A 22,817-nucleotide genomic window follows, 5' to 3' on the forward strand; every position below is an offset into this window, starting at 1 on the left:
GGAACCGTAGCCAACCGCGCATGCCCACCCATCGACGCGGTAGTTGAACGCGGCGTCACGATTGATCCCGTGGATGGCGCCCAGAACCGGTGCTTCCGGAATAGTGACCGTGCCGGAGCCCGGCAACAGCTTGTTGTTCACCCCACCCATGGGCGAGATGCCGTAGACATTGATGCGCTTCCCCCCCAGTTGATGTCGCTGTGCAAGGGTAATGGGGAATTGGAATCGGTAGGCACTGCCGTTAGCTTGGCATGCGGCGGCCACTTGGGTCTCACTCGGCCGATTGGCAGTGAATCCACCGATGAGCGTTCCGTCATCAGTGTAGGCATGCACATCAATGGAGCTGTTGGATCCAGTACTGCATGCCCAACCACCAACAGACCAGTTCCAGTTGGCATCGTGATTGATTCCCTCGACGGTGCCAGTAACCGTGCTCCCCATGGGATAGTCGGTGTGACGCACTTCGGTCCGTGTAACGTTGGACGCAACGTCATACGTGTGGTGGGTCCATGCGAACGTCCCATCACCGATTGGCCGGAACTCCTGCAGCAGACGACGCGCAGCATCGTAAGTGAAACGGGTGGTGGAGCCGTTCGGCTGGGTGACGCTTGCCACGTTGCCTGCGGCATCAAAGGTGGTGCTGGAGACTGCCCAGCCTGCTCCTACGCTCTGCTTCTGAGAGGTGATGCGGCCGCGGGCGTCGTAGGTAACCTCTGTGACATCGCCATTGGGGCCCGTGATCTTGCGGGGCATTCCAAGGCCATTGTAGTTCGCGTAGCTGACCTGGTGGCCCAGTGCGTTACGGAACGAGGTCAGATCACCTTGCGCGTTGAATGTTTCGGTCACATCATCCTGCGCCAATGGTCCATCAGTTTTCACCGATGCTTTGAGACCATTCGAGTGATACGTATAGGTGTAACGTAGAACACGAGCTTGCTGCGGCACACCGTTGCTGCTCAAGTTCATAGTAGTGATCGTCGCTACATTGCCGCGGCTGTCATATGTGTAGGAGTGCCGTCTGAGACCCTGTACCGTCAAGCTCACCAACCGATTGGTCGTGGGGTCCCACTGCCAGTTGCTGGTGCGTTCGGCTGCGCTGCCTGCGGCCGCAACTTCCTTGATCAAGAGCCCTTTCGGACTGTAATCATAGTTTGTGAGATTGTTCTCGAAGTCATGGACGAGATCGGGGTAGCCGTTCGCGTCGTACGTGCTGCTCTTGAAGCTTGCCGCACAGCGGGGTGATGCTTCCCCGGCGACCTCCAGAAGCTTGCCGTCATCGAAAACAGATGTCGTCTTACGCCCGTAGGGATTGGTCGTGACGGTGCTTATTTTTACCGGGCGCGTCCTTGAGGCCGTAGTCGCGGCCGTCGTGGCCGCTTTTCCACTGGCGCTTGCCATAGGCACAGAGCCCCCGGGAAGGGAGGCGGGCTGATAGCAAATTGTCCCGTTCGCACCTCTTGGCACGCACCAGCCATTCGACTCGCCAGGAAGGTTGCCGCCAGGGCGTGCGGGCGGCGGGGGGGCGCCTACTGGTTCCTGCGTATGTACAACGTAGCTGAATTGATGCCGTTCGGTTGCGCCAGCATGCTCGCTGAGAACTGCTCGTGCCTCGTTATCATAGGCAAACGTTGAGTAGCGAGATCCACTCAAAGATTTGCCGGTCAGCCCGCCCGGATAACGTGTGTCTTCATAGTGATAGGTGACAGTAGTTTCAGGAGCGCCTGGCAGGGTGGCGGAGGACAGGCGATGCCGGCCCTGGCCGAACGCGTTGGCGGCGTAGGTGTACCGATAGATTGCACCAGCGGGATCCGTGACCTGTGTCAGCTGCCCATTGTTCCAACCGAACTGTATGAAACGCCCTGATGAGTGAGTAACGCGCTGCAGGTACTTGCCTGTATAGGTGTATGTCCATGCTACGCCCTGCTCGTTCTGCTTGCGTAGTATGTAACCTTCGTTCGAGTAGTCTTCGATGCTGCGGTCATCGTCGTAAAGGCGATAGCTTCCATCGGTGTTGCGGACGATGTAGCCGATGGGCTGAGCCTTATCCTCAAACCAGCGGCCAGTCGTGACGTCCTGTAGATAGCGGACACGGCGCCCATCTGGTCGTTGCACCCAAAGGATGTCGCCGTTCTGGGATACAGCCAACGACTCGTCGAAATTGCTTAGCCAATGGTTGCCGAACAGGCCGGACGCATTCCAGTGATGGTTGTACGTACGGCTCAGGAACAATCCCATCTCACCGTTGGAGGAGAAGTCGAGTTCGTTCTCGACTTTATTGCCCGTGTAGAGGACAACGGGATTGCCTCCGGTCTGGTCACCAGAACTGCAATCTCGGCGATCGTCTGTTTCCTGGGCCTTCGCGGTGCGGGTGGTTTGGAACGACCTTGACGGGAGACCGCCCATGCCTGCTTGGCGATGAACTCCGGGGATGAAAGGTGGTGGATCCCTGACCAAGGGTGCGGTTACGGTCATTCGCGGCAAATTGGTCGGAGGCGGCGGAGGGGCGGTCTTCGCTGGATCCTCCTCCTTCTTCTCCTTGGAAGGATCCAAAGCGTGGGCATCGTACAGCCACACAGAGGGCGCAAGCAGGGCAACCGCTCCAAGGATTTTTCCCTTCGCTAACCAATTCATCGTTCGTCCCTTCGTTGTCCCGGGGGCCTCTTGCCACTGGGTCGTCGGCGGCATATGAGCCAACCGTCATTCAGCTAACTTTCACAAATCTTTCGGTCGGATGCAAGTCAGGCCGAGGGTCGACTCGGCAACCGGGCATGGGCCGCGCATCACTGCAATTGACGAGAGTTTTAGTCTTCCGGCGAATCACTGGTCATCTAGTGTTTTTTGCCGGGTATGCGTGCCGCATCCGCGCCCGATGAAATGCCGGCTGGCGGACAACGTCCGCACGGTCCCAAGCGAAGGAGTCTCCGTGCAAACCCCCAGCCGACTGAAGTCGGCTCTACCCGGCCTTCGCTTCTATGCGGTCAGCCGCGGCTTGTGCTCACAGCGCGGGTAGCCCGAGCACGAGTGGAAGTCCCCGTACTTGCCGGTCTTCTTCACGATCACGCCGGTGCCACACGCGGGGCATCGCTGTTCCTTGATCGGCAGGCCATCCACCGTGGTCACGCTGACGGCCCCATCGCGTTCCAGCTCATCCAGGAAGGGGGAGCGTCGGCCACTGACGGTGAACATCGCCACTGATCGACGTGCGCGGGTAAGCGCGACGTAGAACAGGCGCCGTTCTTCCCCCAGAGGGAACGTGTCTCCGCTCGGCATGGCCAGCGACAGCACCGGGTCGTCCGCGCGCAGGTTGGGGAAGGCGCGATCCAGCAGGGCAGGCAGGATCACGTAGTCCGCTTCCATGCCCTTGCTGCGGTGGGCCGTCAGAAAGCTGACCTCCATCGTGGTGCCGAAGCGTGCCTGCCAGTTGCTCGGCACGAAGGCCCGGTCGGCGTTGTAGCGGCCCAGCACGAACACCCGCAACTTGCCGTCGCGGCCGGCGGGTAGTGCGCCCGTGAGGCACTGCGTGTGCAGGTGTTGCAGGTACTGGGCGATGGCATCGTTCAACTGTTCGCGCGCGGCGACCTGGAACGCCTGCAGAACGGGCCCATACGACGGGGTGGTGGAGCGCACGCGCTTGCGGATCTGCGCCGGGTTGGCGCTGATGAAGTGGCTGGACGCATCGCACAGCGCCTGCGGGCAGCGGAACGTCTGTTCCAGCCGCAGCACCTGGCCATGGCCGAACCATGCACGGAACTGGGTCATCACCGATACGTCCGCACCGGCGAACCGGTTGATCGACTGCCAGTCGTCGCCGACGGCGAAGAAGTACGTACCGGGTTCCTGCACCAGGGCGCGGCACAGCCGGGCGCGGGCGCGCGAGGCGTCCTGGAATTCATCGGCCATCACCAGGGTATACGGTGATGCGAATCGGCCTTGTTCCAGGTGCTCGGCCGCTTGGTTGAGCATGTCTTCGAAGTCGATGGCGCACGCGTCGTCCAGTGCGTCGTCCCACGCTTGCAGCACGGGCCCGGCAATCTGCAGGAAGCGTCGGTGGCGTTCCTTGTACTGGTCATCAGGCATGTCGCGCAGGCGCGCGGCCATGTCATCCAGGCTGAGTGCGTTGCTCTTGGCGTGGCTGATGAAGCTGCGCATCAGGCCGACCAGTTCGGTATCCGGCATGGGCTTCTGGCCCTCGTCCGGGATGTCGCGGTCCGGGTTGGGGTCCGGCACGACGCCGCCTGCGCTCAGTGCTTCAGCCAGGTCATCGAAGGCCCAGCCCATGCGCAGGTCGTGCGAGGTCGTTTCGATCATCCGGGCGCCGTCGGGCTGCGGCGTGCCGCGTCGGGGTATAGGGGCTTCGTCGTCGGCCAGATGCTCGTGGTCCAGGTCGGCATCGGGGTAGTGGAAGTCCGGTTGCTGCGCCTTGAAGACCTCGGTTTCGGCATCGAAGGATCGCGCGCGGCCAAGCACGTAGTCCACGCCGTTGTAGAACGACCAATCGGCCAGCACGCACTCTTCCACGCTGCGCGCGCGCTCGCCTCGCAGGGTGCGCACGTAGCCGCTGCCGTCCTTCTCCCAGCCATCGGCCGCCATCGCGCCACCCTGCAAGGGCAGGTCACGCCCGAACACCAGCCGGAACATGTCCCACTGGGTGCGGAACGCATGCGAGCGGTCCTTCAACTGGTCTACCAGTTCGGCCAGCTTGTTGAAGCCCAGCGTGGCATCGACGGCCCAGTCGGGCACGTCCGGCCGGCGTCCGGTGGCGCTGGCGATGATATGCAGGCCGAGTGCGTGGAAGGTGCGGGCCTCGACGCCGTGGTCTTCCAGGCCGATGCGCGCGAACGACCGGTCGGCACGCTGCTGCAACTCCTTTGCGGCGTCTTTGTTGAATGCCAGCATGACGATCTGTCGCGGTTCGGCGTAGCCGCGGTGGATGGCATACGCGGCCTTGGCCACCATGGTGGAGGTTTTGCCGGACCCGGCTGCGGCGACGACCTGCACGCGGTTGTCGAAGCAGATGACCGCATGCGCCTGCTCGTCGGTGAGTGGGCGGCTTTCGACGTGGTCGAGCAGGGGCCGTGCGTCATTGCGCTCGATCGCCAGAATCTGTGCATTCACTGCTTCGCAGGCGCCGGTCCAGTCCTGTTCCCACAGGTCCAGTTCGATCAGCGCCGCTTCGTGTTCGTCTTCATCTTCATCGGCATGTGCGGCCGGGTCGTTGAAGAGTGCGTGCAGCGTTGCGGTGTCGGCGTCCAGCGACGGGCGGCTGTCCTGCAAGGCCTGTTGGTCGTCGTGGCTGATCCAGCGACGCTGCGCACGGTGCTGTGCTAGCAGGTCTTCGGCATCGCCGTTCCACTGCCGCATGGTGTCCAGGATGCGTTGCAAGGCAGGGCCACGCGCAGCGCGATCCTGTGTGTCGTCATGGGGGGTCAGTGCGTTCGACAGCGCCTTGGCGTCCGCGTTGGACAGGCCTTCCAGCAGCAGCGGAGGGCCCTCGCGACGTTGAACGTTGACGCTGGCCCATAGCATGCCGGGCTTCACCTGGACGCGTGCATCCATACCGAGTTGGAGCCGTTGCGTGGTGTCGCCGATCGTGATGACCAGTACGTCGCCTTGCAGCTGCAGCGACCACGGTTGCGTGCGGGGCAGGGACATCGCCAGGCGTGAGGGTTTCCAGTGTTGCGTCATGCGTGCTGCTGTCCTGCGGAATCTGTGTCATGCCGCGCGCGGCAAGCGCGATCGCGGGTGTTGTCATGATAGCGGGGGACGCGCCGGGCGTGGATATCGTCCGCGTCAGTTCCGCAAGGTGGTGGAGTGGTAGCGCCGAGCCATGCTCGGCGAGCGCCCCGCGCGGTGCTTCAGGCATTCCGCCGAGCGCGGCTCGGCGCTACCGATTTCTCTATGCTCCTCAGCTCCGTACAGGCGTATCGCGGCCGGACGGGCGAGGCTGTGGTAGCGCCGAGCCATGCTCGGCGAGCGCCCCGCGCGGTGCTTCATGCATTTCGCCGAGCGCGGCTCGGCGCTACCGATATTTTCTGTGTCTCTCAGCTCCGTGCAGGGGAGGTCGTGATGCCAGGGGCGAGCGCCCCGCGCGGTGCTTCATGCATTTCGCCGAGCGCGGCTCGGCGCTACCGAGATCTCTGCGCCCCTCTGCTCCGTGCAGGCGGTGTCACGGCCCGCGCGGAATCTTTCACGGCCCACATAGCCCATCCCGTTTAGCGTGGGCGCTCCAATCCCTTCCATGGAGTGTCCATGACTGCTTCCCGCGTTCGCCTTCACGTTGAAGATTCCGGTGGCACCGGTCGTCCGGTGGTGCTGATCCATGGCTGGCCGCTGTCGGCCGACTCCTGGAAGGCGCAGGTGCCGATCCTGCGCGATGCCGGTTACCGCGTCATTGCCTATGACCGCCGCGGCTTCGGCCGGTCGGAGAAGCCCTCGGATGGCTATGAGTACGACACGCTGTCGGCTGACTTGGCGGGCGTGATCGACGATCTGGACCTGAAGGACGTCTCTCTGGTCGGTTTCTCGATGGGTGGCGGCGAAGTAGCGCGCTATATCGCCAACCACGGCGAAGGCCGGCTGCACAGCGTGGTGTTCGCCGCGGCGGTGCCGCCGTACCTGCTGAAGACCAGCGACAATCCTGATGGTCCGCTCACGCAGGAAGCGGCCGATGGTATGGCGGCGGAACTCGGCAAGGACCGCGAGGCCTTTTTCGACAACTTCACCAAGGACTTCTTCAGCGCCAATGGCAAGCTGAAGGTCACCGAGGCGCAGCGTCAGGAAGCCATCGCGCTGGCCCACCAGTCCGACCAGACTGCGGCGCTGGGCTGCATGAAGGCCTTCGCCACCACGGACTTCCGCGACGACATCAAGAAGGTCACTGTGCCGACGCTGGTCATCCATGGCGACAGTGATGGCACCGTTCCGTTCGAGGGCTCCGGTAAGCGTACCCACGAGGCCATCGCAGGCAGCGAGCTGGTCGTGCTGAAGGATGCACCGCATGGCTGCAATGTCAGTCATGCCGATGATTTCAACCTGGCCCTGCTGAACTTCCTGAAGAAGTAAGTTGCCAGTAATGTGCTGCGAGTCGCCCGGTCGGATGGCCGGGCGATTCTGTTTCTTTCCTTCGCTGGAGCCGCCTGGCCATGCGCAAATCCACGACGCCGCCCTGGAAGAAGCCCAATCCCAAGGGCCAGAAGTCCACGCCGCTTACCGCCGCGCAGAAAGAAGCGGCGAAACAGCGCGCTGAAGAGAACGGTCGGCCGTATCCGAACCTGGTGGACAACATGTGGGCCACCAAACAGCGGTAAATTCAGGCCTGCTTTTCATGCCCGTGCCGGGCAGGACCGTGGGATGAACTATCGCTCGTGTGTGTGGTTATTGCTGGCTGTCTGTGGCATCGCGCAGGCCGCCGAGGTCGACCGCCGCATCGCCGTCACCATCGATGACCTGCCTTGGGCGCGACTGGATGAGATCCGTCCGCCGGACCTGCAGGCGCGGCACCAGGCGCTGATGGCGCAGCTGCGTCAGGCCGACGTGCCGGTCGTGGGCTTCGTCAACGAAAACAAGCTGGAAGTGGACGGCACGGTGCAGCCGGCGCGCGTGCAGATGCTGCGGGACTGGTTGGATGCCGGCTATGCGCTGGGCAACCACACGTATTCGCACATGGATCTGAATGCCGAAGGCGTGCAGGCATTCCAGCGTGACTTCCTGCGTGGGGAGCAGGTGCTGCGGCCGCTGCTGGCCGAGCGGGGCCTGACGCCGACGTGGATGCGCCACCCGTATCTGCGTGTGGGCCGCACGGCGGAGGACCGCCGGCAGATGGACGTGTTCTTCAGCGAGCACGGCTACCGCGTCGCGCCGGTGACCGTGGATAACGGCGAGTGGGTGTGGGCGTTCGCGTACGCGAATGTGATCAACGAGCAGCCTGATTCGCCTGCACGCGAGGCGACCCTGCGTCAGCTGCGCCGCGGCTATGTGCCGTACATGCTCAACAAGCTGGATTACTACGAGGCGCAGTCGCAGTCGCTGCTGGGCTATGCGCTGCCGCAGGTGTGGCTGATGCATGCGAACGAGCTCAACGCGGCGACGTTTGCCGAGCTGGTTGCGGCGACGAAGCGGCGTGGGTATCGCTTCATCAGCCTGGAAGAGGCGCTGCGCGACCCGGCGTATGCGCATGCGGCGGAGGGGTATGACGGACGGTACGGACCGAGCTGGCTGCATCGCTGGGCGATGGCGGAGAAGAAGCCGAAGGAGTTTTATGCCGGGGAGCCGGAGGTGCCGGCGTGGGTGAAGGTGTTGGCGAAGGTGGATTACGAGTGACGGGTTGAGGGGATGATGATGCGAGGGGTAGAGCCGACTTCAGTCGGCTGCTGGAAAACGCCCCAGCCGACTGAAGTCGGCTCTACCGGAGGGGTTATGGGGAAATGCCCCAGCCGACTGAAGTCGGCTCTACCGGTGGGGTTATGGGGAAAGCCTCAGCCGACTGAAGTCGGCTCTACCGGTGGGGTTATGGGGAAATGCCTCAGCCGACTGAAGTCGGCTCTACCGGTGGGTTTATGGGGAAGGCTTCAGCCGACTGAAGTCGGCTCTACCCATCGGCTCTACCGCTCGGCGGGGTGGGTGTCTTTTGCGGCGCTGAGGGCTTGGTCGGCGCGCAGGAACACGGCGGAGGTGGGTTCGCCGGTGCGGGTGCCGGCGCTGCCCATCAGCAGCGGGGTGCCGAGGGTGTGGCGGATCTCTTCGGCTACTTCGTGCAGGGCGGTGAGCGTGTCGGCGGCTTGTTCGGTGCCGAGCACCGCGATGAACTCGCCGCTGCCGGTGACCCGGTTGATGCTGTCGCCCCGGGCGGGCTGCAGGCACTGCTCCAGCCGCAGGTCGAGCGCCTGCAGCTGCTTGGCCAGCCCGCGTTCGCCCAGTCGCGCGGACAACGCGTCGAGGTCCTGCAGTTCCATGATCACCACGCTGTACTCGCCCGCACTTTCCGGTGCGTTGGACGCTTCCAGCTCCAGGCCTTGGTTGAGGATTTCCGCCACCGCCTGCTCGCGTTCGCGGCTGCGTGCTTCCATCAAGGCCATGGTCAGGCGGGCAAGGGCCTTCAGGGCGTCGCGCTGGGTGTCGTTGAGTTCGCGTGGATTGAGGTCTACCACGCAGACGCTGCCGACGGCGGCGCCGTCACCGGTCACCAGCGGCATGCCGGCGTAGAAGCGCGCGCCCATTTCTTTCAACACCGGGTTCTCCGCGAAGCGGCTGTCCAGCTGCAGGTCGCCGATCTCCATCAGGTCTTCAGGCTGGCGGATGGCGTGGTCGCAGACGGCGACGTTGCGATCGGTCTGGCTGCCCTCCACGCCAGTACGGGCCTTGAACCACTGGCGGTCGCGATCGATCAGCGTCACCAGCGCCATCGGCGTACCGCACACCGCAGCGGCGACCCGCACGATGTCTTCGTACGCCGGCTCCGGCAGGCTGCCGACGATGTGCAGTGCATCCAGCGCACGTTGCCGCTCGGCTTCATCGCCAGGAAGATGAGAATGGGGATCGGCCATGTCGTCCTCTGATTTGGTGATTGCCTGTCCAGATTACGGCAGCTTGCGTCGGCCAGGTTGACTGCCGCGTGAGCAGTGCCTGTCGCGCGTCGCTGTGGAAACGGCGCACACCCGGATCGCCTGCCGGCAGGCGCGGGCCGTGGGTCGGCGCCTGCCTCGTGGCTCAGTGCCTCTTCACCGCCAGCACGCCATCCAGGGCCAGTTCGACCTTGAAACCGGCTTTCTCCAACCGCTTGGACACTTCGCGTGGCACGTCGCGGCCACTGGTGAGCTTGTTCGGCGCACCGGTGTAATGGAACAAGCGCCCGCCGCTGCGGATCACGCGCGCCAGATGATCGTAGAACACCTGCGAATACAGTTCGCCGGCGATGCCGAACCGCGGCGGGTCATGCAGGATCGCATCCACGGTGCCGCTGGGAATGGATTCGATTTCTTTCGACACGTCGCCCTGCGCAAGGTGCAGCCGGCCGCCGGCACTGGCGGCATCCGGGTCCGGCGACCAGGAGTTGAGCGTGCGCAGCCACAGCACGTCCGGGTTCTTTTCGAATGAACGGATCTGGCTGACGCCTGCTTCCAGGCAGCAGGCCGCGAAGTATCCCAGGCCGCCGCAGGTATCGAGCACGACCTTGCCGGCCGGTGCCACCAGTTCCACCTTGCGGCGTGCATCGTCGAAGGGCGATACCTTGGCCGTCGGCAGCATCTTGATGCCATCGATCTCGAAGGTGGGTGCGCCCCAGTCGGTGGGTACCAGCTTGATCAGGCCCGTGCTGAAACGCGAGATCGGCAGGAACGCATCGTTGTCCCAGTAATACAGCGTGCGGTCTTTGAGTTTGCCCGGCCACGCATAGACGTGCCCGCGGAAGGTGAAGCCATCAGCCGCCAGAGCGACATCTTCTTCGCTGCGCCCAAGATCCAACGAGCCGTGCCACGTGGCGGCACCGCCATCGGCAGCGCGTTGCAGCAGGGCGGCGGAATCACGGGTAAGCAGGGGGCCGGTGTAATGGGGCACGGGATCGGTCAGGCGACAGGCAGGCCGCCTAGTGTAGGCCGGGAGTCAGCGCTGCGCCCTGTGATATCGCGCGTGGTTCAGAACATCAGCATGGAGGCGAGGAACAGCAGCAGCGGCGCCGATGACAACGCGGCACCGGCCAGGCCGAGCCACGGCCAGCGCTCTTCGCGCACGCGCGAGGCCAGCATCAGGCCGAAGCCGCACATGGCGGCCGCCAGCACGCCCACCGCCATCGGGCTGTTGCCGGTTGCGCCGACCAGGCGTGCCGCATGCTCCACCAGCACGCCGACCAGCAGCCCCAGGCAACTGCACAGGCCCATCCACGGCGCCACGCTACGCCGTAGGGCGCTTCCCCTTGCTGCCATCGCACGCTCTCCTTCGCTTGTCTGGCCGGGCTGGCCGGTCCCTACAGTAACCGGTGTCGGGTATTTGACGCGCGTGCCGATGATCCGGCGCGGTCAGCACTGGCGGTGGCGGCGCCGGGCATTCCACACGTGGGTGGCGGCCAGCATCAGGCTGCCGGTGACGGTGACGGCGGTTTCACTGTCATGGCTGGGGAATTCGAGGGCACCGGCCAGCAGCAGGGCCAGCCCCAGCCCGGCCCCCAGCCACGCCATGGCCGGCAGGGCGTGCTGGCGATGCGCGCGCCACAACGCAAACGCCGTGAGCGGCAACGCCATGCTGATGAACACCCAGTGCACCCACTCGGCTTCGGCCCAGGCGCCGAACAAGGGCAGGGCCGCGGCCAGCAGGGGCAGGGCGAGGCAGTGCAACAGGCACAGGCTGGACAGGGCGACGGCACCGGCGTCGAGCAGGGCAGCGTTGGTTTTCATGGGGAAGGGTTTGGAGGCGACGTGGTGTTACATAGTAACATTTGCTTCATGGTCCGCAGCGCCATCCGGCCACGGGTTCAGGGTCCATCCACGCGGGGTCACCTGCAGCACATGGGTGGGCCGCATGGCAGCCAGCAGGCGGGCATCGTGGCTGGCCATCACCAAGGTGCCGGTGTACTGCTGCAGCAGGTCTTCCAGTACCTGCAGCGCCTGCAGGTCCAGCGCATTGCCGGGCTCGTCCAGCAGCAACAGGCCGGGAGCCGGATCGGCATACAGCGCGCACGCCATCGCGGCCTTCAGGCGTTCGCCTGCGCTGAGGGTGTCTGTCGTGCGTTCGATCCGCTGGGCATCGAGGCCCAGCAAGGCAAGGCGTGTGCGCAGATCGTGCAGTGCCGCGCCCGGATTGGCCCGCTGCAGGGCATCCAGCGCGCTGCCTGATGACGGCAGCGCACGCAGGTGCTGGTCCAGCAGGGCGGACGGTACCGCGACCTCCACGGCACCGCTGCGTGGCGACAGCTGGCCGGCCAGCACGCGCAGCAGGGTCGACTTGCCACTGCCGTTATCACCGACCAGGGCCACGCGCTGGCCGCGCTGCAGGACAAGATCCAACGGCTCGGCGCAGCCGTTTGGCAGCACCAGCATTTCCAACCGGGCGACGCGTTGGGTGCCGTGGCCCGCATCCGGCGCGAAGGCCATCAGCTCGGCCGCGCGTCCCACGCTCGCCGCTGCCGTGCGCAGGCGCTCCGCACTGCCGGCCAGACGCTGCTGCTGCAGCTGCGCGTTGCGCCCGGCGCTGGCCTGCGCCCGTTGTTTCTGCAGGCCCAGCAGGATGGGAGCCTGGTTGGCATCGCGCGCGCTGCGCTCGCCCCGCGAATGCCGCTGCTGCGCGCGTTCGTGTTGCTCGCGTGCCTGTCGTTGCTGTTGGCGATGCGCGTTGCGGGCATGGTCCAGCTGGGCCTGCGCCGCCGCCGCTTGGGTCGCCTTGGCCTGCACGAAGTCCGCATAGCCGCCACCGAACCGATGCAGGCCAGCGCCATCCAGTTCGACGATGCATTCCATGTGGTCCAGCAGTGCGCGGTCGTGACTGATGACGATCAGTCCACCCCGCCAGCGCGCCAGCTGGGTCTCCAGTTCGCTGCGCCGACGCGCATCCAGATGATTGCTGGGCTCGTCCAGGATCAACCAGTCGGCACCGCTGGCCCAGGCGCCGGACAGCGCGACCTGCATTGCTTGGCCGCCGCTGAGGCGGGCCGCCGGTTGCTCCGGATCCAGGTCATCCGGCAGGCCCTGTTGGCGCCACTGCTGCTGCAGCCGCTCCGGCAGGTCCCAGCGATCATCGACGGTGCTGAAATCCGCCGGGTCGACGCTGCCGGCGCTGATGCGTGCCAGGGCGGCCAGCACCTCTGCCATGCCCGCCAGTTCGCCCACGCTGCCCTGCACCGTGCCACTCAGCGCCGGCAGCAGGGTCACCCTTCCCTCACTGTGGCAGCGCCCGCTGCTGGGTTGAAGCTGCCCGGCGAGGATGCGTGCGAGCACGGATTTGCCCACGCCATTGGCGCCCACCAGGCCGGTCCGGATGGGGTCGAAGGTAAAAGACAGTTCGGAAAACACTGTGCGCCCATCCGACAGGCGACAGGTCACGCGATCAAGCGTGAGCGGATACGTGGTCATGCAGACCTCCAGCAGATGCCATCGACTCCCCCTGCGCGCAGGGGCGGGAAGATTCAGGCCGTCAGAAAGACGGGGGCATCAGTGGCGCATCGGCGTGGGACTCCAGAGTGAGGCTGGAATTATAAAGGCTCGGGCTGAATGGAACAGGCAACGGCGTGGCGCGTGCGGGATGGCTGACCCCGATCGCGGTATTACCGCTGCGCGTTCTGCATGTTTTCGCGGGCTGCGCCGTACAACGCGCGGCGGTGCTCGTGGAAGGCGATGAAATCATCGCGTTTGAGCGCCTTGGAGAACAGCCACCCCTGTCCGAATTCCACCTTGCGGCTGTGCAGGTAGGCCAGTTGCGCTTCGGTTTCCACGCCCTCGGCCACCACGAACAGGCCGAGCGTCTTGGCCATGTCGATGATGTGGCCGGTGACCGGACTGGTCGCGCTCTCGGTGCCGATCGCATCGATGAACGACTTGTCGATCTTCAACGCATCCAGCGGCAACTGCTGCAGGTACTGCAGGTTGGAATAGCCCACCCCGAAATCATCGATGGCCACCGCATGGCCGGCATGGCGGGCGGCGGTGATCACTGCACGTGCCCGCTCGATGTCCATGAAGCCGCGCTCGGTGGCTTCCAGCCAGATCTGCTGGTTGGCGATGCCGGTGCCGGCCAGCTTGCTGGCGATCACCTTCAACGCGCGCCCGCTGATCATGTCCTCCGGTGCGAGGTTGATGGCGATGTGCGCGCTGCGATCGCCCACCAGCAAGTGCTGCATGTCCGCGATCACGCGTTCGATCACCATGTCGGTGATCGCTTCGACCAGTCCGCTTTCTTCGGCCAGCGGAATGAACAGATCCGGGCGCACCTCGGTGCCGTCGGCACGGCGCCAGCGGATCAGGGCTTCGGCGCCCACGCAGATGCCGGTCTCCAGTTCGATGATCGGTTGATACACCACGTAGAGTTCGTTGCGGCGCAGCCCCTGCACCAGCCCGCCATGCAGCGAAAGACGGCGGCGAGACAGCCACAAGGCACCCCCGGCACACCCCGCCGCGAGCAGGATCCCCAGCGGGAAGAAACGCCAGAACTGGCCGACGAAAATGTCGCGCAGGCGGCCGCGTGGGGCCACGACGATCGCCAGCCATTCTTCGCTGCGCGCGGTGGCGAACAGATCACGGTCGTCCATGCCGCTGCGGGGATCGCGCAGCAGCGACTCCAGCAGGTCGTGGCGCGCCAGTGACTGCTGCGCGATCAAGCGGCCATCCGGGGTGGCGATGGCCAGGCGCAGGTCCTGCGCGGCGACGAGGTCGACGAAGTGACCCGGATCCATCAGGGCGTCGTACTGGCCCAGCCGCAGTGACAGCATCCGGCGTCCGTAGGCGGCACGCGGCTGCACGTCCAGCTGCAGCGCGGCGCCATCGGCGGTGGTGTGGTCCGGCGTGCCCCAGGCGATGCTGCCGTCAGATGGCCCCCAGGAGGTGCAGCGCATGCGCCCGTCGACGAAGTAGCCGATCTGGTCCACCGATGACGTGGTCACCACCTTGGATTGCATGCGATGAATGTGTGCAGGGCTGCACGGGACCAGGTCATCGGCCTGCATCGACTGCAATGCCGACAACGCCTGCGCATAGGAGCGCTCGGCACGCTGCAGCGTGCGCTGTGCGGTCTCCTGCAGGTCATCCTGCGCCAGCGTCACCGCCTGCTGCCAGCTCAACCAGGTCATCAGGGCCATGGGCACGACGGCGGCCAGGGCGGCCACTGCGGTCATGATGAGCAGGGTGCGGGTGCGGGTCATGGGAGGCCGGTGACGGAGGTCGAAGAACTCGGCCGGGCCCGCGCGCAGGCTGCCTTGTCGGCAAGCGTAACGGAATGGACGGGCCACCGGTGATCTGCGCAGACCGAGGTCCGTTTCCCTGCAGGCGGCGCATCCGCCCCCGCAGCAGCAAGGGGTTGAAGGCGACATGCGCCACTTTCACTGCCGGTTCGCGGTGGCAGGCTGACCATCGCGGCCCGCCCCCCGCCTTGTGACCCGCGATGCCCTTGCCTTTCCTGCTGTGCATCGTGCTGCTCTGCCTGGCCAGTGGGTCGGTGCAGGCCCGCACCGTGTACCGCTGCGTGCAGGGCAACACGGTCAGCATGGCCACCGCGCCCGAACCGGGATCGCGCTGCACGCCCAAAGAGATCGATGACAGCGCCGTCCAGGCACCGAACCTGTGGGGCAACATGGGGGTGTTCAGTGGCACGTTGTACGAGCGCGAGCAGGACGGGCGCCTGGTGTATTCCACCCGCAACCAGCCCGGATCGACGGTGTATCTGAAATTCACCGTGGCCACGCCGCCGGGCGAGCCGGCGCACGAGGGACTGGGGCGCGTGGGTGCCGCGCAGTTGGCCCCGCATGCGCGCCAGTTCAAGGCTGCCGCGAAGGCGACCGGCGTGGACGATGCGTGGTTGCGCGCCATCGCCCACGCGGAGAGCAATTTCGATGCAGCGGCGGTGTCGCCGAAGGGCGCCCAAGGGGTGATGCAGCTGATGCCCGAGACGGCGCGCGACTACGGCGTGGTGGATCCGCTGTCGGCGGCGCAGTCCATCGACGGCGGTGCCCGCCACATGCGCGCGCTGCTGCGCCGCTACAACGGTGACCGGGTGCTGGCCGCGGCGGCCTACAACGCGGGCATCGGGGCGGTGACGCGCTACAAGGGTGTGCCGCCGTACGCCGAGACATTGGCCTACGTGGACAAGGTGATGGCGTTGTACGCGCGCTATCGCGAGGCGATGGGCATCCGGACCGAGGTGCCCGCGCGCTGATACTGCGCGGTCGTCTTGGCGTGTGCGTGGGCAGCCGGTATCGTCGCCCGTTGCACATGACGAAGGACGCCGATGGCACGGATGCGATGGATGTTGGGCATGGCCGCGTTGACGGCCGTCGCCGTGGCCGCGACCTTCCTGCCGCGCGAGTCTGCGGTGCCCGTGCCGGTCGGGCCGGCCGCCACCCCGCTGGGCTGGACGGCGCAGATAGAAACGCTGGCCGGTGAGGGGGTGCCGGGTGACCGCGATGGCGCGGCGGCGCAGGCGCGGTTTTCCGACCCGTACGCGCTGCTGGCCCTGGATGACGGCAGCGTGCTGGTGGCCGATGCCGGTGACAGCAATCGCATCCGGCGGCTGCGTGCGGACGGCGTCGTCGAAACCGTGGCCGGCAGCAGCGAGGGCTTCGTCGACGGGCCCGCACACCAGGCACGCTTCCATACCCCATCGGCGCTGGCACGCGATGCGGCCGGCGTGGTCTATGTCGCCGACACCGGCAACCATGCGATCCGCAGGATCGGTCTGGACGGCCAGGTCAGCACGTTGGCTGGCGGTGTCCGGGGCTTTGCCGATGGCCCGGCCGCACAGGCGCGCTTCGATGCGCCGATGGGCGTGGCCGTGGACGCCGCCGGCAATGTCTATGTCGCCGATACCTGGAACGACCGCATCCGGGTCATCGGTGTCGACGGTGACGTGCGCACGCTGGCCGGCGATGCCGGCCCCGCGCACGTGGACGGTTTTGCGGGGGCGGCCCGCTTCGACACGCCGGTGGCGCTTGAATGGGACGGGCACGGTGCCTTGCTGGTGGCTGATTTCTATAACAACGCGATCCGTCGGGTCCGCATGGACGGGCAGGTCGACACCGTGGTGGGCGCCGGCAGTGTGATCAACGGGCCGCTCGGCCTGGCACGCACGCATGATGATGTGCTGTATGTCGGCGACCGTGCCGGCCGCATCGTCCAGGTATCGCCTGCGGGCCACCAGATCGCATTGGTGGGGACCGGGGCGGTAACGCGGCTGGCCCGGCCCAGTGGCGTGGCGGTCGCCGCCGACGGCAGCCTGCGCGTGGCCGATGCGGCTGCCGGGCGGCTGCACCGCATCGTGCCGCTGGCCCCCGGTGAAGCGCTTGCGCCGGCGTTGGTCGGCCCGGCGGTGGATGCGCCGCTGCCGCGCAGCGAAGGGCGCTGGCCGCTGGCGCCGCAGGACGGCTGGCATGAAGTGGTGGGCACGCTGGGCGAGGTACGCGGCAACTTCCGCGGCGAGAGCCGGCACCACCTGCATGATGGATTCGACGTGCGCGGTGACGTCGGCCAGACCGTGCTGGCGATCGCCGATGGCAAGATCGATACGCCGCTGGCGAGCTGGTCGGTGGGCGGGCAGGCGGAGGGACTGGCCGTGGGCACGCTGCGTTACCTGCACATGCGGGTGGGGCGCGATCCGCGCGGCCAGCCGTTCGACGAACGCTGGCAGCAGCTGTTCGACAGCGAGGGCACGCTGGAGCGGATACGGCTGCGGCGTGGCACGCGCATCCACGCCGGTGACCGGCTGGGCAGCATCAACAGCCAGGCCCACGTGCACCTGAGCGTCGGCAGCAGTGGCTTCGAGCGCAACGCCGCCCTGTTGGGTTTTACCGGCTTCGTGGATCGCGTGCCGCCGCGCATCACCGATGTGGCGCTGCTGGATGATGCGGACCAGCCGCTGCAGCGCGACGCGCAGGGACGCGTGCCGGTACCGCGCGGTGGGCGTGGTGTGCAGATCGTGGTGGAGGCCTGGGACCAGGTGGATGGCAACCTGCCTCGCCGTCGTCTGGGGTTGTATGCGGTGGGGTACCAGGTGCTGGATGCTGCGGGCGTAGCGCTGGCCGGGTATGAGCAACCGCGCTGGAACATCGTGTTCAATCGCATGCCGCCGCAGCAGGCGGCGGTTCGCGTGGCGTATGCACCGGACAGCGGCGTCACCGTACACGGCAGCGCCGTCACCCGCTTCCGCTACCTGGCCAGCAACACCGTGCGCGACGGGCTGATGCAGCAGGGACGCTGGCGGCCCGATGGCCTGCCGCCGGGCGAGTACGTGATCCGCGCGCACGCCCGCGACCACAGCGACAACGCAGCAGTGGGCCCAAGCGACCTGCGCGTGGTGGTGCTGTAGAAACGGCGCGCGGCGGGGGGGGGGGTAGAGCCGACTTTAGTCGGCTGCGCTGCTGGCAGAGTGAGGTAGAGCCGACTTCAGTCGGCTGCACCTCAAATGCAGCCGACTGAAGTCGGCTCTACCTCGTTGCGCCCGAAATGCAGCCGACTGAAGTCGGCTCTACCTCTCGGCTCTACCTCGCGCCGACGCGCTCGCGCTCGACGTCAAGATCCTGCAGCGGGCGTACTTCGATGCTGCCGAACCGTGCCCACGGAAACCCCTGTGCGATGCGCATCGCGGCATCCGCGTCGGGGGCCTGGATCAGGTTGAAGCCCGCCAGCAATTCGTGGGTTTCGGCGAACGGTCCATCGACGATGCGCTGCTGCGTGCCGCGGATGCGCAGTGTTCTGGCTTCTTCCACCGGTTGCAGTTTCTGCGAGGCCAACAAGGTGCCCTGTGCCTGCAGCGCGTCCGCGTGCTGCAGGCAGTCGCGCATCAATGCGTCGAACTCGACGCTGGGCAGTGCCTGCAGCAGGACGGGGTCGATGTAGATCAGAAGCGCGTACTGCGGCATGGGCGAAGTCCAGGGCGGCCAGGCGCCCATGATGGACCCGATCCGGGCCTTCCCATGTTGCGACGCCGCAGGGTGCCGATGCGTTGGCTGTAGGAATCTGCGCCCGGCGTGTCGATTCCACGCGCTCTGGTTCGTCGTCATGATGAAGGCCCGGCAGAACCGGTGCCACGCGCGGAGCACGGTCATGAAGGTGATGGTCCTGGTGAAATCCAACCCCCGGATCGAGGCGGGCGAGATGCCCAGCCACGATGCACTGGAAGCGATGGGGACGTTCAACGATGCGCTGGTCAAGGCCGGCGTACTGCTGGCGGGCGAGGGGCTGCATGCCAGTGCGCGGGGACACCGGCTGCGCTTCAACGGGGCGGCGCCGCAGGTGCAGGCGGGGCCGTTTGCCGACCCGCATGGCCTGGTCGCGGGCTTCTGGCTGTGGCAGGTGCGGTCGATGGACGAAGCGCTCGAGTGGGCGCGGCGTGCGCCCTTCGTCGAAGGGGATGAACTGGAGCTGCGCCCGGTGATGAGCGAAGAGGACTTCGGTGAAGCCTTCACCCCCGAGCTGCGCGCGCAGGAGCAGCATCTGCGCGACGTGTCTGCCGACCGTTGAAACGCCGGAGAATCCACATGAAACTGATTCCGTTCCTTGATTTCAACGGCCAGGCACACGACGCGATGGCGTTCTATGCGCACGCGCTGGGTGGTGTGGTGACGTCCGAGATGACCTACCGCGATATGCCGCCCTCCGACGGCCCGGGCTGCAACGAGATGCCGGTGGACACCCTGGACCGCGTCGCCCACGCGCAACTCGACGTCGGCGGCGCGACCCTGATGGCGGCGGACGGACCCAGCGCGGGAAATGCGGGAGGCACCACCATCAACGTGGAGGTGACCTCCATCGAGGAAGCCGAGCGGGTCTTCGCTGCACTGGCCGCAGGCGGCACCGTCCACATGCCCTTGGCGGAGACATTCTGGGCGCACCGCTGGGGCATGCTGCACGACCGCTACGGCAAACCGTGGATGGTCAATTGCATGAAGACACCGCACGCGGCATGACGGGGATGCAGCAACGGCTGGAGACCCTGTGGCGCATGGAATCGCCCCTGCTGATCGCCCGCTGCGCGCGGCTGCTCGGCGGTGACATCGGCCGTGCCGAGGAGCTGGTGCAGGACGTCTGGCTGGTGGCCTTTGAGCGCTGGCCAGTGGAGGGCATGCCGGACAACCCTGGAGCCTGGCTGATGACCGCGACGCGCAACCGTGCCATCGATGTGCTGCGTCAGCATCAACGCGTGGCCGAGCAGCACGCGCGCTGGGGGGAGGTGCTGCATCCGGCGAGCCCGGTGGCGCCGGATGACAGCGAGGCCCTGGTCGATGACATCGGCGATGACCTGCTGCGGCTGATGTTTGTCGCCTGCCACCCGCAGTTGCCCGCGGACGCGCGGATCGCCTTGACGCTGCGCCTGCTGGGTGGACTGACCACGCAGGAAATCGCGCGTGCGTTCCTGCTGCCCGAACCGACGATTGCGCAGCGCATCGTGCGGGCGAAGCGCACACTCGCGCAGCACCAGGTGCCCTTCGACGTGCCGCGCGCGGCCGACCTGCCTGCGCGGGTGGGGGCGGTGCTGGAGGTGATCTACCTGGTGTTCAATGAAGGCTACGCTGCCAGTTACGGCGAGGATTGGATGCGCCCGGCCCTGTGCGAGGAAGCCCTGCGGCTGGCGCGGATCCTGGCGCAGCGGATGCCTGGCCATGCGTCGATCCATGGGTTGCTGGCGTTGATGGAACTGCAGGCATCGCGCAGCGCGGCACGTTCCGATGGCGCTGGCGCGCCGGTCCTGCTCGAGCAGCAGGACAGGTCGCGCTGGGATCGGCTGCAGATCGCGCGGGGCCTGGCGTCGCTGCAGCAGGCGCATTCGCTGAGGGGCCAGGAAGACCCGTACGTGCTGCAGGCGGGAATCGCGGCGTGCCATGCCCGCGCGCTGGCGCCGGAGGACACCGATTGGGCCGGGATCGCCACGCTGTACACCCGGCTGCTGCAGGTCCAACCGTCGCCGGTGATCGCCCTGAACCGGGTGGTCGCGATTTTGCGCGCAGACGGTCCCTTGGCTGCGTGGGGTCTGCTGCACCCCCTTCTGGACGAACCTCGCCTGCAGCAGTACGCGCCGTTGTGGGTGGTGCGCGGGGAAGTGTTGTCTCGACTGGGCAGGAACGACGACGCACGCGCAGCCTTCACCCACGCCGCTTCGCTGACCGGCAACGAGCGCGAACGGATCCTGCTGCTTGGAAAAGCGGGGGCGGGGGGGTAGAGCCGACTTCAGTCGGCTGCAACGCGGGCGGAGTGAGGTAGAGCCGACTTCAGTCGGCTGCACTACTGGCGGAGTGGGGTAGAGACGACTTCAGTCGGCTGCGTCGGCAAAGCAGCCGACTGAAGTCGGCTCTACCACCCCCGCTTCCCCTCCTCCCCGTTTTTTAAGCGGCTACACTCGGGGGCTTGTCGCAATCCCTGCTGGAGAGAGCAATGAAGCGTGTAGTGATGACTGTGCTGGCCCTGTCGGTATCAGGTGCGTTGATGGCGGCGACGCCCAAATTCGATGGCGCGCGGATCTCTGCTGATGTCCGCGAGCTGGCATCGGATGCCTACGAGGGTCGTTCGCCGGCCACTGCCGGGGAAACCAAGACGATTGAGTTCCTCAGCAAGCAGTTCGCTGCGGCGGGCTTGCAGCCGGGCGGTGACCTGCAGGACGGCAAGCGCTTGTGGACCCAGGCGGTGCCGCTGCTGAAGGGAGACATCGTGGGCACGCCGCAGTTGGCGTTGCATCAGGGCCAGAAGACGCTTCCGCTGGAGCAGGGCAAGCAGATCGCGGTGCGCGCGGCCATGAATGGTGCCGACAAGGTCGCCATCAGCAAGGCGCCGCTGGTGTTCCTGGGCTACGGCGTGAAGGCGCCGGAGAAGAACTGGGACGATTTCAAGGGCGTGGACCTGAAGGGCAAGATCGCCGTCGTACTGATCAACGACCCGGACTTCGAGACCGGCCAGGGTGACTTCGATGGCAAGGGCATGACGTACTACGGTCGCTGGACCTACAAGTACGAAGAGGCTGCCCGACAGGGTGCGCTCGGCGTGCTGATCGTGCACGAGACCGCACCGGCGTCGTACGGCTGGGCCACCGTGGCTGGCTCCAACACCAACACCATGTTCGACGTGGTGCGTGACGATCCGGCCGGCAGCCATCCGCTGCTGGAAGGCTGGATCCAGCGTGATCTTGCGGTGGACCTGTTCCGCTCGGCGGGACTGGATTTCGAGGCGTTGAAGAAGCAGGCGCAGCAGCGTGACTTCACCGCGGTGCCGCTGACCGGTGCCAGCCTGGATGCGAATTACGAGGTGAAGACCGAAGTGATCACCTCGCACAACGTGGCCGCGCGCCTGGAAGGCAGCAAGCACCCGGATGAAACCGTGGTGTACAGCGCGCACTGGGACCATATCGGCGTGGGCGAGCCCGATGCCCGCGGTGACCGGATCTTCAACGGCGCACTGGACAACGCCAGCGGCACCGCCGCCTTGATCGAGCTGGCGCGTGGCTACGCCAAGGCCCCCAAGCCGAAACGTTCGGTCTTGTTCCTGGCGGTGACCGCCGAAGAGAAGGGGTTGCTGGGCTCGGAGTACTACGCCACGCATCCGCTGTATCCGCTGGAAAAGACCGTGGCGGTGATCAACATGGATGGCATGGCGCCCTTCAGTCCGTCGCGTGACTTCGGCATTTACGGTTCGGCGCGCTTCGAGCTGCTGGACCAGTTGAAGGGCGTGGCCCAGCGCTGGGACATCCGCTACACCCCGGACCCGAAGCCGGAAGCCGGCCTGTTCTTCCGCTCGGATCACTTCCCCTTCGCCAAGCGCGGCGTGCCGGCGCTTTCGTGGTCGGCGGGGCAGGACTGGGTGGACGGTGGCGTCGCGGCGGGCAAGAAGGCGTCTGACGATTACACCGCCAAGCGCTACCACCAGCAGGGTGACGAGTGGCAGCCGGACTGGAAGTTCGCCGGCGCCGCACGTGACCTGGAGGTGCTGTACACGCTGGGGAACGAACTGGCCAACTCACGCGACTGGCCGAATTGGGACGCTGCCGAAGCGTTCCGCACGGTCCGTGACCAGAGTGCCGCGCAGCGCCGCTGAGGCAGCGGCTGGGTAGCGCCGGGCCATGCTCGGCGTGGTTGACCAACGGCGCCGCCGGCTGACGGCCAGCGGCCGTCGCTGCCAAGGCGGGATTCGTCGCCTGATTCCCGGCGT

18 protein-coding genes are annotated in these 22,817 nt (G+C 66.2%); 9 read left to right on the plus strand and 9 right to left on the minus strand.

What is annotated here, in order from left to right; translation table 11 throughout:
* On the minus strand, positions 1–2,631 hold a 2,631-nt coding region (locus tag IFT65_RS08200; protein ID WP_192081068.1), incomplete at its 3' end, for a DUF6531 domain-containing protein.
* Positions 2,632–2,970: 339 nt separating this feature from the next.
* Positions 2,971–5,685 (minus strand): UvrD-helicase domain-containing protein, encoded by a 2,715-nt coding sequence (locus IFT65_RS08205; RefSeq protein ID WP_192081069.1) that lies wholly within the window; start codon positions 5,683–5,685, stop codon positions 2,971–2,973.
* A 564-nt stretch (positions 5,686–6,249) separates the two neighbouring features.
* Here IFT65_RS08205 and IFT65_RS08210 point away from each other — a divergent pair.
* The 3 genes from IFT65_RS08210 (at position 6,250) to IFT65_RS08220 (ending at position 8,319) form a co-directional block, all read left to right on the plus strand.
* Positions 6,250–7,062 carry an alpha/beta hydrolase gene (locus IFT65_RS08210; RefSeq protein WP_192081070.1) on the plus strand — a complete coding sequence of 271 codons (813 nt, stop codon included), beginning with the start codon at positions 6,250–6,252 and terminating at the stop codon, positions 7,060–7,062.
* Positions 7,063–7,142: 80 nt separating this feature from the next.
* Positions 7,143–7,307: a hypothetical protein gene (locus IFT65_RS08215; protein WP_188325913.1), complete on the plus strand. Its 165-nt coding sequence runs from the start codon at positions 7,143–7,145 to the stop codon at positions 7,305–7,307.
* A gap of 43 nt (positions 7,308–7,350) precedes the next feature.
* Positions 7,351–8,319 (plus strand): polysaccharide deacetylase family protein, encoded by a 969-nt coding sequence (locus IFT65_RS08220; RefSeq protein WP_192081071.1) that lies wholly within the window; start codon positions 7,351–7,353, stop codon positions 8,317–8,319.
* A 281-nt stretch (positions 8,320–8,600) separates the two neighbouring features.
* On the opposite strand, the gene IFT65_RS08225 is transcribed toward IFT65_RS08220, so the two are convergent.
* From IFT65_RS08225 to IFT65_RS08250, 6 genes are all read right to left on the minus strand, one after another.
* Complete coding sequence (locus IFT65_RS08225) at positions 8,601–9,542, minus strand: GAF domain-containing protein (protein ID WP_192081072.1); 942 nt, start codon at positions 9,540–9,542, stop codon at positions 8,601–8,603.
* A gap of 163 nt (positions 9,543–9,705) precedes the next feature.
* Complete coding sequence (locus IFT65_RS08230; protein WP_192081073.1) at positions 9,706–10,551, minus strand: MnmC family methyltransferase; 846 nt, start codon at positions 10,549–10,551, stop codon at positions 9,706–9,708.
* A 77-nt stretch (positions 10,552–10,628) separates the two neighbouring features.
* Positions 10,629–10,916 (minus strand): hypothetical protein, encoded by a 288-nt coding sequence (locus IFT65_RS08235; RefSeq protein WP_192081362.1) that lies wholly within the window; start codon positions 10,914–10,916, stop codon positions 10,629–10,631.
* A gap of 93 nt (positions 10,917–11,009) precedes the next feature.
* A complete protein-coding gene (locus tag IFT65_RS08240) occupies positions 11,010–11,384 on the minus strand; it encodes a MerC domain-containing protein (RefSeq protein ID WP_188325917.1) in 375 nt (124 codons plus the stop codon).
* 27 nt (positions 11,385–11,411) lie between these two features.
* Entirely contained in the window at positions 11,412–13,055 is a 1,644-nt protein-coding gene (locus tag IFT65_RS08245) for an ATP-binding cassette domain-containing protein (protein ID WP_192081074.1), read from the minus strand.
* Between the two features lie 191 nt (positions 13,056–13,246).
* Positions 13,247–14,836, minus strand: coding sequence for an EAL domain-containing protein (locus IFT65_RS08250; protein ID WP_192081075.1), 1,590 nt, complete (start codon positions 14,834–14,836; stop codon positions 13,247–13,249).
* 239 nt (positions 14,837–15,075) lie between these two features.
* Here IFT65_RS08250 and IFT65_RS08255 point away from each other — a divergent pair, with 239 nt between their 5' ends.
* Both IFT65_RS08255 and IFT65_RS08260 read left to right on the plus strand, forming a co-directional pair.
* Positions 15,076–15,846 (plus strand): lytic transglycosylase domain-containing protein, encoded by a 771-nt coding sequence (locus IFT65_RS08255; RefSeq protein WP_192081076.1) that lies wholly within the window; start codon positions 15,076–15,078, stop codon positions 15,844–15,846.
* 72 nt (positions 15,847–15,918) lie between these two features.
* Positions 15,919–17,991, plus strand: coding sequence for a gluconolaconase (locus tag IFT65_RS08260; protein ID WP_192081077.1), 2,073 nt, complete (start codon positions 15,919–15,921; stop codon positions 17,989–17,991).
* Positions 17,992–18,163: 172 nt separating this feature from the next.
* Here the strand turns inward: IFT65_RS08260 and IFT65_RS08265 are convergent, their stop codons facing one another.
* Positions 18,164–18,544, minus strand: coding sequence for a YciI family protein (locus tag IFT65_RS08265; RefSeq protein ID WP_192081078.1), 381 nt, complete (start codon positions 18,542–18,544; stop codon positions 18,164–18,166).
* Positions 18,545–18,728: 184 nt separating this feature from the next.
* Between IFT65_RS08265 and IFT65_RS08270 the strand changes: the two genes are divergently transcribed.
* The 4 genes from IFT65_RS08270 (at position 18,729) to IFT65_RS08285 (ending at position 22,703) form a co-directional block, all read left to right on the plus strand.
* Entirely contained in the window at positions 18,729–19,145 is a 417-nt protein-coding gene (locus tag IFT65_RS08270) for a YciI family protein (protein WP_192081079.1), read from the plus strand.
* A 17-nt stretch (positions 19,146–19,162) separates the two neighbouring features.
* On the plus strand, positions 19,163–19,591 hold the full coding sequence (locus tag IFT65_RS08275; RefSeq protein ID WP_192081080.1) for a VOC family protein: 429 nt from the start codon (positions 19,163–19,165) through the stop codon (positions 19,589–19,591).
* Positions 19,588–20,841, plus strand: coding sequence for a sigma-70 family RNA polymerase sigma factor (locus IFT65_RS08280; protein WP_192081341.1), 1,254 nt, complete (start codon positions 19,588–19,590; stop codon positions 20,839–20,841). Before IFT65_RS08275 ends, IFT65_RS08280 begins: the two co-directional genes overlap by 4 nt.
* A gap of 212 nt (positions 20,842–21,053) precedes the next feature.
* Entirely contained in the window at positions 21,054–22,703 is a 1,650-nt protein-coding gene (locus tag IFT65_RS08285; protein ID WP_192081081.1) for a M28 family metallopeptidase, read from the plus strand.
* Positions 22,704–22,817 lie beyond the last annotated feature (114 nt).

This window comes from Stenotrophomonas sp. CFBP 13725, from assembly GCF_014841935.1.
Lineage (GTDB): Bacteria > Pseudomonadota > Gammaproteobacteria > Xanthomonadales > Xanthomonadaceae > Stenotrophomonas.

Bases quoted from the DNA above. Each gene is read 5' to 3' on its own strand.
- IFT65_RS08205 (WP_192081069.1), bottom strand. From the start codon at position 5,685: ATGACGCAACACTGGAAACCCTCACGCCTGGCGATGTCCCTGCCCCGC.
- IFT65_RS08210 (WP_192081070.1), top strand. From the start codon at position 6,250: ATGACTGCTTCCCGCGTTCGCCTTCACGTTGAAGATTCCGGTGGCACC.
- IFT65_RS08215 (WP_188325913.1), top strand. From the start codon at position 7,143: ATGCGCAAATCCACGACGCCGCCCTGGAAGAAGCCCAATCCCAAGGGC.
- IFT65_RS08220 (WP_192081071.1), top strand. From the start codon at position 7,351: ATGAACTATCGCTCGTGTGTGTGGTTATTGCTGGCTGTCTGTGGCATC.
- IFT65_RS08225 (WP_192081072.1), bottom strand. From the start codon at position 9,542: ATGGCCGATCCCCATTCTCATCTTCCTGGCGATGAAGCCGAGCGGCAA.
- IFT65_RS08235 (WP_192081362.1), bottom strand. From the start codon at position 10,916: ATGGCAGCAAGGGGAAGCGCCCTACGGCGTAGCGTGGCGCCGTGGATG.
- IFT65_RS08240 (WP_188325917.1), bottom strand. From the start codon at position 11,384: ATGAAAACCAACGCTGCCCTGCTCGACGCCGGTGCCGTCGCCCTGTCC.
- IFT65_RS08245 (WP_192081074.1), bottom strand. From the start codon at position 13,055: ATGACCACGTATCCGCTCACGCTTGATCGCGTGACCTGTCGCCTGTCG.
- IFT65_RS08250 (WP_192081075.1), bottom strand. From the start codon at position 14,836: ATGACCCGCACCCGCACCCTGCTCATCATGACCGCAGTGGCCGCCCTG.
- IFT65_RS08255 (WP_192081076.1), top strand. From the start codon at position 15,076: ATGCCCTTGCCTTTCCTGCTGTGCATCGTGCTGCTCTGCCTGGCCAGT.
- IFT65_RS08260 (WP_192081077.1), top strand. From the start codon at position 15,919: ATGGCACGGATGCGATGGATGTTGGGCATGGCCGCGTTGACGGCCGTC.
- IFT65_RS08265 (WP_192081078.1), bottom strand. From the start codon at position 18,544: ATGCCGCAGTACGCGCTTCTGATCTACATCGACCCCGTCCTGCTGCAG.
- IFT65_RS08270 (WP_192081079.1), top strand. From the start codon at position 18,729: ATGAAGGTGATGGTCCTGGTGAAATCCAACCCCCGGATCGAGGCGGGC.
- IFT65_RS08275 (WP_192081080.1), top strand. From the start codon at position 19,163: ATGAAACTGATTCCGTTCCTTGATTTCAACGGCCAGGCACACGACGCG.
- IFT65_RS08280 (WP_192081341.1), top strand. From the start codon at position 19,588: ATGACGGGGATGCAGCAACGGCTGGAGACCCTGTGGCGCATGGAATCG.
- IFT65_RS08285 (WP_192081081.1), top strand. From the start codon at position 21,054: ATGAAGCGTGTAGTGATGACTGTGCTGGCCCTGTCGGTATCAGGTGCG.